General features: G+C 59.2%; 11 protein-coding genes. 5 read left to right on the top strand and 6 right to left on the bottom strand.

Annotation, left to right across the window (positions count from 1 at the left end; genetic code table 11):
• The 4 genes from L0U79_RS15880 to L0U79_RS15865 all read right to left on the bottom strand — a co-directional run bounded on the left by L0U79_RS15880 (position 1) and on the right by L0U79_RS15865 (position 4,598).
• Entirely contained in the window at positions 1 to 2,226 is a 2,226-nt protein-coding gene (locus L0U79_RS15880) for a CocE/NonD family hydrolase (protein WP_233843215.1), read from the bottom strand.
• 145 nt (positions 2,227 to 2,371) lie between these two features.
• A complete protein-coding gene (locus tag L0U79_RS15875; RefSeq protein ID WP_233843214.1) occupies positions 2,372 to 3,217 on the bottom strand; it encodes a LytTR family DNA-binding domain-containing protein in 846 nt (281 codons plus the stop codon).
• 111 nt (positions 3,218 to 3,328) lie between these two features.
• The gene (locus tag L0U79_RS19330) at positions 3,329 to 3,889 is read right to left on the bottom strand and encodes a VOC family protein (protein ID WP_233843213.1); all 561 of its coding nucleotides are present in this window, start codon (positions 3,887 to 3,889) and stop codon (positions 3,329 to 3,331) included.
• A gap of 481 nt (positions 3,890 to 4,370) precedes the next feature.
• Positions 4,371 to 4,598: a hypothetical protein gene (locus L0U79_RS15865; RefSeq protein WP_233843212.1), complete on the bottom strand. Its 228-nt coding sequence runs from the start codon at positions 4,596 to 4,598 to the stop codon at positions 4,371 to 4,373.
• A gap of 180 nt (positions 4,599 to 4,778) precedes the next feature.
• On the opposite strand from L0U79_RS15865, the gene L0U79_RS15860 reads away from it, so the two are divergent.
• The gene (locus L0U79_RS15860; RefSeq protein ID WP_233843211.1) at positions 4,779 to 5,273 is read left to right on the top strand and encodes a YaiI/YqxD family protein; all 495 of its coding nucleotides are present in this window, start codon (positions 4,779 to 4,781) and stop codon (positions 5,271 to 5,273) included.
• Between the two features lie 39 nt (positions 5,274 to 5,312).
• Here L0U79_RS15860 and dbpA read toward each other — a convergent pair whose 3' ends face one another.
• Complete coding sequence (dbpA, locus tag L0U79_RS15855) at positions 5,313 to 6,692, bottom strand: ATP-dependent RNA helicase DbpA (RefSeq protein ID WP_233843210.1); 1,380 nt, start codon at positions 6,690 to 6,692, stop codon at positions 5,313 to 5,315.
• Positions 6,693 to 6,813: 121 nt separating this feature from the next.
• Positions 6,814 to 7,443: a helix-turn-helix domain-containing protein gene (locus L0U79_RS15850; protein WP_233843209.1), complete on the bottom strand. Its 630-nt coding sequence runs from the start codon at positions 7,441 to 7,443 to the stop codon at positions 6,814 to 6,816.
• A 140-nt stretch (positions 7,444 to 7,583) separates the two neighbouring features.
• Between L0U79_RS15850 and L0U79_RS15845 the strand changes: the two genes are divergently transcribed.
• The 4 genes from L0U79_RS15845 to L0U79_RS15830 are packed head-to-tail and all read left to right on the top strand — an operon-like array spanning position 7,584 to position 12,660.
• A complete protein-coding gene (locus tag L0U79_RS15845) occupies positions 7,584 to 8,696 on the top strand; it encodes an HlyD family secretion protein (protein WP_233843208.1) in 1,113 nt (370 codons plus the stop codon).
• Positions 8,693 to 10,189, top strand: a complete 1,497-nt coding sequence (locus tag L0U79_RS15840; RefSeq protein ID WP_233843207.1) for an MDR family MFS transporter — start codon at positions 8,693 to 8,695, stop codon at positions 10,187 to 10,189. Before L0U79_RS15845 ends, L0U79_RS15840 begins: the two co-directional genes overlap by 4 nt.
• Before the next feature lie 18 nt (positions 10,190 to 10,207).
• Positions 10,208 to 11,677: an efflux transporter outer membrane subunit gene (locus L0U79_RS15835; protein ID WP_233843206.1), complete on the top strand. Its 1,470-nt coding sequence runs from the start codon at positions 10,208 to 10,210 to the stop codon at positions 11,675 to 11,677.
• A 41-nt stretch (positions 11,678 to 11,718) separates the two neighbouring features.
• The gene (locus L0U79_RS15830) at positions 11,719 to 12,660 is read left to right on the top strand and encodes an aldo/keto reductase (protein WP_233843205.1); all 942 of its coding nucleotides are present in this window, start codon (positions 11,719 to 11,721) and stop codon (positions 12,658 to 12,660) included.
• Positions 12,661 to 12,686: the final 26 nt, after the last annotated feature.

The following is a 12,686-nucleotide window of genomic DNA, read 5'->3' as shown; positions in this document are numbered from 1 at the left end:
TTAGTGTTGGACGAACTCGGAACTACCACGAGTGCCAAGTTCTAGATAGCTGTCAGCGGACCAGCGAACCCGCAACGGTTCTCGCGCATCGGCAATCGACTCCGAACTGACATCGCGCCCGGTGCCGTAGTTGATCTGAATCTGCGGTACTTTCGGAACACCGACGACGGCCACGATGCGACTTCCCGGAGTCAGCAACCGGGACGTTACTGTCTGGCTCTGGAAGTTCAAGGTATATGCCTTTCCCGGTGTCAGGAGTTGGCGTCGGGTGCGATCCTGCATATAGCTCACACGACCGAGATACGAGGCGAGATCGAGATACGTGCCGTCGGGGGCCAAGGCATAAAAGTTGACGAACAGATCGAAATCGCGCTTGTTGGCAACGATGCGGAATTGCCCTTTAAACAAACCATCGATTTCCACGGAAGTTTTTAGCGGCTTGGTTTCGAAGACGAGCGCATTACGTGTATCGGACATGCCAGGAGACGGTTGGAAATCCACATCGTTGCGGTCGGCGAAGTTGACGTTCAACTCGGGCGCAGGAGGGTTGTCCGACGTGTCGGCAAGTTGTAGCCGATGCGCTTCAGTACGCCCCGTGAGATAAAAGCGCGTGCGGTTCTCTGCCATGTCGGCAAGCGTCGATGCGTGCCGCCATGTATTGGCGCCCATCACTTCGAAGTTGACGCGATCACTGAGCACGTCCGGCAACGGCCTGCCGCGGAACACATGGTCGAACCATTGCAGTCGCAGATCCTGAAGATCGATCAAGGCCGCCTTATCGATCGCGTAGCCATCCACCTTCGACAGCACGCCCGTCTGCATGGCGACGTGATGGTAAGGACCGATCACCATGCGGTCGTCGGCCAATGGTCGGTATTTCAGATGCTGTTCGAAGTAGTAAAGGGCGCCGACCATGCCGCCGTCGTAATAGCCGGTCTCGACAAATACGGGAATATCGATACTCGCAAATTCGCGGCCGAACGGTATCAAGCGCTGCCAGAATGCATCGTAAGAAGGGTGTTGCAGCCAGGTGTCGAAGATTGGATTGGGCTTGCCGTCGATCTTGTCGAGATCGCGATACGGTTTGCCACTTGCGTACCATTTTCGTTCCAGCGCATTCCAATGCGATCGATCGTCGAACACCGCATCGTCCAAGTCTTTGGTGTCGGTGGTGTAGAACGGCCAGTAGTAGATAAAACTCTGAAACACATTGCCCTGCATCGGCGTATCGATGCCCGGCGCATTGGTGGCGTTGGTGGCGATCGCTTTCAGTGCGGGTGGGTGATGTTTTGCCGCGGCCCATTGCGTAAAGCCGTTGTAGCTGCCGCTGAACATGCCGACTCGACCGTCGCTCCAGGGCTGGCGAGACAGCCAGTCGATCACAGTGGCGGCATCGGCGCCGTCGTGCACATACGGAACCACCGGACCGGGACTTCGGCCTTTGCCGCGCGTGTAAGCGACCACGCCCGCATAACCGTGGGCCGCCATTGTGATGGCGTCGCTGATGCTCCATTCGTCCTTGGCGTAAATGGTGAAATTCAGCAGCGCGGTGAGTTTTTTCGTTGCACCGGCGCGCGGACGCACAATGATTGCGGCGATCTGCGCACCGTCTGGCGTCGGAATCAACACGCGGTCGTCGACCACGTACCGCCGCGCGGTATCGGCATTCAAGAGCGGTGTCGATGCCGGTATGAGGTAAGACAGCGCGACGTATGCCTCGTGTGCGGCAATGAGTTGCGCCGCAGACGCGCAGCGCGCCAGCGACGTACCTGCGCACGCTTTTTCCTGTTTCGATTGGTCGGCGCGCAGGCGATCGAGGTCTGCGCTGTACCAAGGCAGGATGCGCGCCGCCTGAACATCCGAAAGCGAGGCGTAACCTTCGGAAAACGCACGGTCCAACGCGGCGGCAGGCGCGGCGCCGGCGTTCTCGTAGATTTTGGAATGGATGTAGATGCGCCACGGCGTCAGGTTGGAAACGAGTCGAGGCTCGCTCGAGCGATAGACGGTTTCCAGGCGATCGAGCGTGACCAGCGCATCCGCGTTTTGACCGGCGGCGAGCTGGAGATGGAACCGTTCGTTCAACGCGCTTGCCGTCTGCGCGGGGGCGCGTGCGGCGATCAGCCTGGCGGCGATCGTGGCGTACGTGTCCCCTTTGTTGGCGACGGCGGAATGACCTGCGGCGGCGGGGCTCACGGCCAGCAAGGCGGATAAAACGAAAGCATGCATACGATCATTTCCCTCTGATTCGCTCGGATGGATAGCGCGTGTAGGGTCGAGGCCCGAACGCTGCGATGATCTCGAGCACTGAGGGAAAAGGGTCAGAAATTCGGCGAATGAACCGTTTTGATCGGCGAACGAACGCCGCGGGCGGTCAGATAACGCGATCGCGCAATAGCTTGGCGCCCGCGCGACTGGTGGAAATGGTCTGCCCGGTTTCCATATGCAGCAACAAGCGCCCGCCGCCGGCCGGCTCCGCCCGCGCGATGCGGCGCACATTGACGATCCAGGAGCGATGCGCGCGTACGTATTCGGCGGGGTCGAGCGACTTGCTGAATTCCGCCAGCGTCACCCGAACAAGGTGCTTGCCGGTCAGCGTGCGGACTTCCGCATAGTCGTCCGCGCCACCGATACTGACGACGGTATCCATGTCGAGCGGCCGCAATTCGTCGCCGATGCGCACGAAATAGCGCGAGAGCGCGGGATCGGTTTCCGTTGCTGCGGCGGGCGCAAGCGCAGCGTCGGCGGACTTCGAGGCGAGCCGTAAATCGGCGCCTCCATTGGATTCGGCGCGTGGTGCAATGGTTGCCGCGTGCAGCGCCTGCAGATGGGACACGGTGGCGATCAACGCATACGTGGTGACGTTCTCGAGCGACTGCCACGCCGTACCGCTCGTTGAAAAGGGTTGCACCAAAAAACCGCCAGGCGTCCCGCCACCGAACAAAAAGCCCAGCAGCACGATCAGCAAACCGTACGACAGCACGGCGAATGCCGCGCACATCACCACGTGGGCAGCCAGTTGATTGGCGGCTGGTTTGCCGATGAGTCTGCGAAAAATGATTCGGCGCACCAGCGCCCCGAAGATCACCACCGGCACCGTATTCGCCAAACCTCCCAGCAGACTTCCGCGCAGATCGCTGTGCAGCGCGAGCCGTAGCGTTATCGCATATGCCGCGAAGATGCCAATCACCGCCAGCAGATCAAAAGTCCCGCGCTTCATCCGCTCCTCTTCGTTTTTCGCGACCTGACGGGGAAGGGTGCAGGGTTATCGCGCCGGCATCAAGATGCGATGGGCCTCGGTCTTACGAGGCCCTCGCTTTATCGCGTCGATTTATTCGGGCTGCCACAGCTCGATCGGATTTCCCTCAGGATCATGCAGACGCGTAAAGCGCCCGATCTTGGGATACGTTTCCGGATCTTTGACTTCGATGCCCGCGGCTCGCAACTGCGCCACCATCTTGTCCATGTCGTGCACGCGAAAATTCACCATCCACATCTTGTTGGGGTCGCCGAAATAAGTGCTTTTCTCGGAGAAAGGCGTGAACGCAGTCGGCCCGGCTTCCTGCTGCCAAACGGTTCCGCCTTCGCTGGTCGGCGTGAGGTTGATGCCCAAGTGTTGCGCGTACCACTTCCCCAACGCGTCGGGGTCACGAGCCCGGAAGAACAATCCTCCGATTCCGGCGACTTTTTCCATTTCCGTTTCTCCTGATGAATGTTTGGCCGCCGCCTTTTTGGGCAGGGCAGAACTTGCCGGCGCTGCAGGGCTCTGCGCCGCCATGGATTCATTTCGGGACAGCGTCAATCCAACCCCGAAAGCGCTGGTCAACAGTTGCAGCACTTGGCGCCGTTGAAGACTCATTCCGATCTCCTTCCGATATTCGAAGGCTTCCACCGATTGTTCTCACCCCGCCGACCTGGGCGCCTCAAGACGTCAGGCCGGATGCCGATAGCCCTTGTACACCTAACCTGTGCAAAAAGGTCGGAGAGCCGTATGAAGCAGCGCATTTGTGGACTTTGCAGAACCCCGCTGCACCGGGGCGCGCAGGTATGTGCGGGTTGTAAGGGTTCCGTCATCTACGGTGCGACCTTCAGGGAAATCGAATCGGCCTTTACCCGTGGCGGAGCCGTCGGCGCGGTGGTCGCAGGATTTGTCTGGGCCAGTGCGCGAGGGCTTTCATCGCACGCGATGGTCGCGGCATGCGTTGGCGCACTACTGATGGGAGTGGCGTTTGTTCTGCGGGAAAAGCGCGCGCATGCGAGGCACGTAAGAACGTATCGACATGCGCGATGGTCGGGCGGGAACAGCTAGTACGCTGAGAGCGACAGCGCAGCGGCGACGGATGTCGCTCACTCGCAAGGCGATGTTCGCTTCGTTACGAGCGGCTGGGGCGCTTCTTTTCGACTTTGGGTTTCTCGGGCGCCTGGCCCGAATGCGAAGCGTCGCGCGCAAAACTGTTCGTGGACTTAAAGTCCTTGGCCTGTTCGACGACAGGCGCAATTTTCTTGCTTGAATAGATCGAATGAATTGTCACGGCTGACAAAGGTTTGGGTGTCTCGTTCATTCGGGTGCCCGGGCGGTAGATGGATTGACCTTCAACCATACTCCTAAGCCGCGCGTTATGCAGGTTTATCCTTTTCGGTATCAGGTTGGCGCTCGCAGTACATGAAGTCCGTCTTCGCGATGCGTTGTACTACTATGAATTTCTAAGCAATTCGTTTCTTCTAGTGTCCCGCGATACGTACCGTCGGGTGCCCGCCTAGACTCTTTCATTCAGCAAACTATGCAAACGCCCGAGATCCCCTCACCGCAAATATGGGTCGATGCCGACGCCTGTCCGGCCGTGATCAAAGAGATTCTGTTCCGAGCTGCCGAGCGCGCAAAAATCATGGTGACTTTGGTGGCCAATCACGCATTGCCGCGACCGTCGTCCCGTTTTATTCGTTCGGTGACGGTGCAGGGCGGGTTTGACGTCGCGGATAACGAAATTGTCGAGCGCATGCATGCCGGCGATCTTGTGGTCACGCAGGATATTCCGCTCGCCGCGCGCGTGATCGAGAAGGGTGGCGTCGCGATCAATCCGCGTGGCGAACGCTATACGCCCGAGAACATGGCCGAACGCTTGTCGATGCGCAATTTCATGGAAGAGTTACGTGGCGCCGGCGTACAGACGGGCGGCCCGTCGGCGTTTCATATGCGAGATCGGCAATCCTTTGCCAATCAACTCGATCGATGGTTGGCGCAACACATCAACCGCAATGCGTCGCCGAATGCATAAGCGAACGATGTCGCGAGCGACTCGTTCGAAAGCTTGAAATCAACCCAGCGTGCGGACGCGAAGATTGCGTCCCTTGATCTTTCCAGCGCGCAGACGCTCCAGCGCTTTGTTCGCAAGAGATCGGTTGACCGCAACGTAGGCGCGCGTCGCGAAAACGTCGATCTTGCCGACCGCATCCGCCGAGAGTCCGGCATCGCCCGTAAGCGCGCCCAAGATATCGCCCGGTCGAAGCTTGTCTTTGCGGCCGGCGTCGATCACCAGGGTTTTCATCGGCGCTAAGTTCAGCGTTTTGCCGCGTGGCGGCGAGAATTTCAGCGGATGCCACGGCAACGGTCGGCCGAGTATCTGCTCGATGTTTTCGGCTTTGGGCTTTTCGCGCGGCGTACATAGCGTGATGGCCAGGCCCGTTTGCCCGGCGCGTCCCGTGCGGCCGATGCGATGGGTGTGCGTATCGGGATCGTGCGCAACGTCGTAACTGATCACCAACGGCAACGCCGTAATATCGAGTCCGCGTGCGGCCACATCGGTCGCCACAAGAACAGCGCAACTGCGATTGGCGAATTGCACCAGCACTTCATCGCGATCGCGTTGTTCCATATCGCCGTGCAACGCCAAGGCGGAATACCCGCGGCGATCCAGTTCTTCCGCCACGGCATCCACATCGCGTCGCATATTGCAAAACACCAATGCGTGCTGACCGCGTTCACCAACCAGCAGCTGCGCTAGCGCGTCGATTTTTCGCGCCGGGTCCACGTCGATAAATTGCTGTTCGATCGCCGGCTTCGACTCAAGCGGCGCTTCCACGATGATCTCGACGGGATTGCGCTGTACGCGCTTGCTCACCTCGCGGATATCGTCGGGATAGGTGGCGGAGAACAACAGCGTTTGATGATGTTTGGCGATGCGCCCGACGATGTCGTCGATGGCCTCGCTGAAACCCATATCGAGCATGCGGTCCGCTTCGTCCAACACCAGCACCTGGATGCCGCCGCCGTGCAAGCTGCCGCGCTTAAGATGCTCCTGCACGCGACCGGGCGTACCGACCACGATATGTGGATCGTGCGTCAGCGACGCCAACTGCGGACCTAGCGGCATGCCACCGCACAAGGTCAGCAGTTTGACGTTGGGAATGTTCGCGGCGAGCTTGCGAATGGCTTTGCTCACCTGATCGGCCAACTCGCGCGTCGGGCACAACACCAACGCCTGCAAACGGATGGTTTCCACGTTCAACGATTGTAGAAGACTCAGCCCGAAGGCGGCGGTTTTGCCGCTACCCGTCTGCGCCTGCGCGATCACGTCGCGCCCTTCCAGCATGGCTGGCAGGCTTTGTTCCTGGATGGGCGTCATCTCGCTGTAGCCGAGCGTTTCGATGCTGGCCAGCAAGGCGGGTTTGAGGGGGAGCGTGGTGAAGGCAGTCATGCGACATGATCGCATGGCTGCGCCGTTGCTCGCTGAAATGATGTTCATGACGCACAAAACGCCTGAGTTCGATGTTTGTGCGCGCCCTCGCAAACGCGGCCCGCGCGCTGGCGGCTAACGATCAACCGCACATCACGTTCACCGCCTTCTGCGCGAACCGCCTCAGCTCGTTCCGAGACGTGCCGGAACGTGCGCGGACAGCCATGCTGTGCATGGTCGCGGAGGCGAGCTGGGCAAGCGCCTTGGGGTCGGCATCCTCTTTCAATTCACCGGCGGCGCGCGCGAGTTTGAAGCGCGCTTCGAAGTGGGCATCGAGTGCGTGAAAGCCTTTGGAAACGCATTCCCGGATTTCCGGATCGGCGGGCGCCTCGGTAATGGCCGTGCCGACCACGAAGCATCCAAGTACATGGTCGTTACCCGAGAAATAGATAGATAACGTGGCGTCGTAGACCCTCATCAACGTCTCGGCCAGCGTCCCGCCGCCTTCGAACGCCTCGCGCATCGCCGCAAACTTCCATTCCCAGTAGGCGCTGAGCGCTTTGACATAAATGTCGTGCTTGTCGCCGAAAGCAGCGCTAAGGCTAGGCCGGTTCATGCCTGTAGCCGCCGAAATGTCATCCAGGGACGTACCTGAATAGCCCGTCTTCCAGAACGCCTCGGCAGCCGCTCGTAGCGCGGTTTCCGGGTCGTAGGCGCGTGGCCGTCCGCGGGGCCGTTTTGCGGCTAAATCTTTTTTTGTACGAGATTGCATAAAAATACTTGACCTCGGGTTATTTCGGTGCTTATTATTATTCGAAGCTGTACAAAAATCAACTTTCACGAACTTTGGGCGCGAGCGAATTGGGTTTGGCTAGGCCGACGATCCCCGCTCGATTCCTTGAGGAATCTGATATGCAAAAGCAAGTTGACGAAATAGTCGAAGGGCAGGGCGCCGGCGAACGCATCGAGACGGCGCGCCGGAATATCAAGGAAAAACTGCGCCTGCCTTTGATGGCGGGGTTGCCGCTATTGCTGGCGATTAGTGGGGGCGCCAAGTATGTGGCCGGCGCGCACGATGTCGTTACCGATGACGCGTTCGTGCAGGCGGCGAAGGTCTCCATCAACGCCCGCGTCGCCGGCCAGGTGGTGAAGATTGCGGTTAAGGACAACCAGCGAGTCCGCACGGGCCAGCTGCTGTTTCAGGTTGACCCGGAGCCTTATCGGATTGCGGTGGAACAAGCGGAGGCTCGTCTGGGCAGCTCGCGCCTTCAAGTCGAAGCGCTCAAGGCGACGTATCGTCGGCAATTGGCCGAGGTGGAATCGGCCAGGGCTTCGGCCGCGTTCGACGAGCATGAATATGCGCGCAAGAAAGCGCTGCTCGCCACGGATTTCACCTCGCGCTCGGCGTACGAACAAGCCGAAACGGACCTCGCGGTGGCACGGCAGCATATTGCGTCGGCTCAGCAGGATGTTTCCAACACGGTCGCCGAATTAAATGGCGACCCCAATATCGATGTCGATCAGCATCCGACGGTGCGCGAGGCGAAGGCGCAACTGAGGCGCGCGCGGCTCGATCTCTCCTACACCACGGTTGTCGCACCGGAAGATGGTGTGGTCACCAAAGTTGACGATCTGCAAGTGGGCGATTTCGTCAACGGCGGCGCCACGGTGTTTTCGATGATGTCGAGCCAGGATGTCTGGGTCGAAGCGAACTTCCGCGAAACCGGCATGACGCATATGCAGCCAGGCCAGACCGCGATCATCGACGTCGACACGTATCCCGGACACGGTTTCAAGGCGCATGTGGTGAGCATCAGTCCCGGCACCGGATCGGAATTCTCGGTATTGCCGCCCGAGAACGCCACCGGCAACTGGGTGAAAGTCGTGCAACGCATGCCGGTGCGATTGGAGTTCGATAACGTTGATCCGAAGTGGCCGCTGTATTCCGGCATGAGCGTTACCGCACATGTCGATACCAAGCAGGCGGATGTCGCGCCGAGTCTTCGCGGCGGAGCACGTTCATGACTGCGGTACCCGCTACCGGCGCCGCTGCGATCTCGCATCGTTATCTCATCGCGGCGGCGATGCTTGCGACCTTTATGCAGGCGATCAACATATCCATACCGAATGCGGCCATCGAGTACGTGCAAGGCGCATTGTCGATGGCGGACGACGAGATCGGTTGGGTCTTTACGTCTTATATCGCAGCAAGCGCGATGGTTATGCCTTTGACGCATTGGCTATCGGGTAAGTTCGGCAGAAAGGCTGTATTTCAGGTTTCGATCGCACTATTCGGTCTAGCTCTGATCCTCGACACGCTGGCGACGACGCCGCTGCAGTTTGTATTGGCGCGCATCCTGCAAGGTGCGGCGGGTGGCGCGCTCGCTCCGTTGTCGATATCGATCTTGCTCGATGAGCTTCCGCCGCTGCGTCACGGCCATATTGGGCTGCTATGGAACGTCACCGCGCTGCTGGGGATGCTTAGCGGGCCGGCCATCGGCGGGTGGCTGAGCGAATATATCGGTTGGCGTTCGATCTTTTATCTCAGTCTTCCGATCGCCGCGTTTATCGCATTGACGATGAGTCTCTACCTGAAGGAGAAGAAGGCGGAAAAGACACCGCGTTTCGACTTCTTTGGACTGGCGACATTCTCCGTAGGAATCGCAGCACTACAGATGTTGCTCGACCGTGGCGAGCGCATGGATTGGTTTGCTTCGACAGAGATTTGGCTGGAAGCGATGGCATCCGCGCTCGGCTTCTATTTTTTTATCGTGCATGTGTTGACGAAAGACCAGCACTTTCTCAACAAGGCGTTGTTCAAGGATCGCAATTTCGGTCTTTCGACGATGATGTTCTTCGCACTCGGCTTCGTATTGCTGCCGACGTTGGCGTTGACCTCGCCCATGCTCGAAGAGTTGCTGGGTTACCCGGCGCATACCGCTGGCTACGTCACGATTCCGCGCGGCGTCGCGTTAGTGGGCGCTGTGTTGTTGACGTGGCGTCCGCCCACACGCGTGGACAACCGAGTGCTTCTGATCGGTGGGCTGGCCCTCGTGGTCTATGGCAACTGGCGCATGCTCGATTACTCGCCGCTGATGTATTGGTGGCCGGTCGTTTGGGCCGGTGTCATCCAGGGCGCGGGCCTGGGGATTCTGATGCCGGCAATCACGAGGGGCGCCTTCAGCACGCTGGCCCCGAATCTTCGCTCGGAAGGCACGGGGCTGTTCAATCTGGCCCGCCTCTACGGCAGCACGATTGGTATCGCAATCGTGCAGATCTTCTTCTTCAACAACACACAGAGCATGCACTTGGCGCTTGCCAAGAATCTTCGGTCGTATCGCATCGCCGGCGATGCGGGCGGCTCTCTGTCGCTGCACAGCCTCGCATCGATGAACGATTTAGTGACGGGCCAAGCGGCGATCGTCGCGATCATCGATCAATTCAAGATTTTGATGATGGTCATGTTGATCGTGAGTCCGCTCGTTCTGTTTCTTCGCAAGCCGCGTGTCGCCAACTGATTATCCGGGAGTCGCAACATGAACCTGATCACATCGATGCCGTTGGGTCGCGTTGCTCGGGTGGCCCTTGTTCCCACCGTCATGTCGGCGTTGTTGTCCGCTTGCATGGTGGGGCCCAACTTCGAAAGGCCTGCCGCACCTGCTGCGCAGCATTACGACGCGCAGGCCGAACGCGTTCTTACATCGGCCGGCAACGCGGCGGATGCGCCACATATGGATCTCGGCAAAAAGATAGAAGGCGAGTGGTGGTCGACGCTTGGCTCGACCAAGCTCGATGGCGTGATGCAGAGAGCCATCGCCGGCAATTTCGATCTACAAGCAGCCGATGCGACGATCGCTCAGGCGAACGAGGCGATTGCTTCGGCGGCGGGCGGATTGCGTCCGCAAGTTGGATTTGGCGCTCAAGGCGGCCGCCAACGCGCGAACGAAGGCGCCGGAACAGCGACGTCCGGCTTTTACTCGGTCGGCCCGCAAGTGAGTTTCGATTTCGACATATTCGGCGGCACCAAGCGCCTCGTTGAGGAGCGTACGGCCCTCGCGGAAGTGCAGGGCCATCGATTCGATGCGGCTTATTTGACCGTGACGGGCAAAGTCGCCAGCGAGGCGGTTCTGCTTGCCTCCGCGCGCGCTCAGATTGACGCCGTCCAAGTATTGATTGCCGACGATAAAAAGAATCTCGAACTCGTTCGCGTTGCCCATCAATACGGCAGCGTCACGCAGATCGATATCGCACTCGCCACCACGCAACTCGCGCAAGACGAAACCTTGCTGCCGCCACTTGCGCAGCAGCGCGACGTGGCGCGGCATGCGCTGTCCATTCTGATGGGAAAGAGCCCTGGCGATGGGACGCCGCCGGACTTCGATTTGAGCGATTTCAGCTCGCCGGAAAATATGCCCGTCAGTCTGCCATCCGAGCTTGTTCGTGAAAGACCGGACATTCTCGCCGCCGAAGCGCAGCTTCATGCAGCCAATGCAGCGGTTGGTGTGGCGACTGCGGATATGTATCCGCATCTGACGATCTCGGCGTCGCTCACACAAGCAGGCCCCGGCATCGGAACGCTATGGGGAATGGCTGCCGGCTTGGCCGGTCCGATTTACGCCGGCGGCACGCTCAAAGCTAATCGCCGCGGTTCGATCGACGGTTACAACGCATCCCTCGCCAACTATCGACAGACGGTCGTCGAATCGCTGGGGCAGGTGGCCGATGTTCTGCAGGCGGTGAACCATGACACGGACGAATATGCCGCGCAGGAACGTGCATTGAGCGCCGCGCAAACCAGCCTGACGTTGAACCAGCAGGGCTATCAGGTGGGCGAAACCGGCGTTCTCCAGGTATTGGACGCCGAGCGGAGCTATCAACGCGCGCTGATCGGCCAGATTCAGGCGAAGACAGCGCGTTACCTGGACACCGTACAGCTTTCCATCGCACTTGGCGGCAACGCCAACGGTGCATTCGAACACCGCCTGGCATACAGCGAGAAACCATAAACGCCCGGATACAACCCGGACCCTGAAATGAGAATACAGACATGCTTACTTCAAACGATTTGAGTCAAAAAAAAATTCCCCTGGTTCACGGAACAGGAGCAATTCCGGTCGTCGGTTTCGGTTCGTTGATTCCCGACTTGGCCGCGGCCAAACAGGCGATCAAAGTTGCGCTGGAAGTCGGATTCCGGCATATCGACAGCGCTGAGCTCTATCGCACAGAAGAAGCGGTCGGCGCAGCGGTGAAGGAGGCGTTGGACGAAGGCGTGGCGAAGCGCGAGGAGTTGTTCATCACCACCAAGCTATGGAACAACAACCACCGTCCTGATCGCGTCAAGCTCGCCTTCGAAGCAAGTCTTCGTCGTCTGCAACTCGATTACCTCGACTGCTATTTGATGCACACGCCGTTTGCGTTCAAGCCCGGCGACGAGATGTTTCCTGCCAATGAGCGCGGCGAGCTGCTCTACGACACGGAAGTGACGCTCATCGAGACATGGCGCGCCATGGAGCGTCTCGTCGATGAAGGCAAGGTAAGGGCGATTGGGCTTTCGGATATTACGCTGGAGAAGCTGAAAGAGATTGTCGCGGTTGCGCGCATCAAGCCCGCTGTCGTTCAAGTCGAGAGCCATCCGTATTTACCCGAGTGGGAACTGCTCGACTTCTGCAAGCGGCACGGCATCGTATTTCTCGCATTCGCGCCCTTGGGTCATGGCATGAAGCCTAAAATTACCGACGATCGGGTCATAACGGCCATCGCCCAGCGTGTCGGTAAAACACCCGCTCAGGTAGCACTTGCGTGGGCCGCGCAGCGCGGTACGGCCTTTCTGACCACGTCGACGAACCCTGGTCACATTAAGGAAAACTTCGATGTTTCCTTGTTGCCCGACGACGCGATGCAGGAAATGCAGGATCGCGTTACGACCATTATCCGATTGAATCCCGTCGTGGAAACGGGTGTGCCCGGATTTGTCCCCAGATCCGTTTGAGATGCGTTGCTTCATTCCATGCGTAA

Source organism: Dyella sp. 2HG41-7, from assembly GCF_021390675.1.
Classification (GTDB): Bacteria; Pseudomonadota; Gammaproteobacteria; order Xanthomonadales; family Rhodanobacteraceae; genus Dyella_B.
This window is presented reverse-complemented; position numbering and strand designations above follow the sequence as displayed.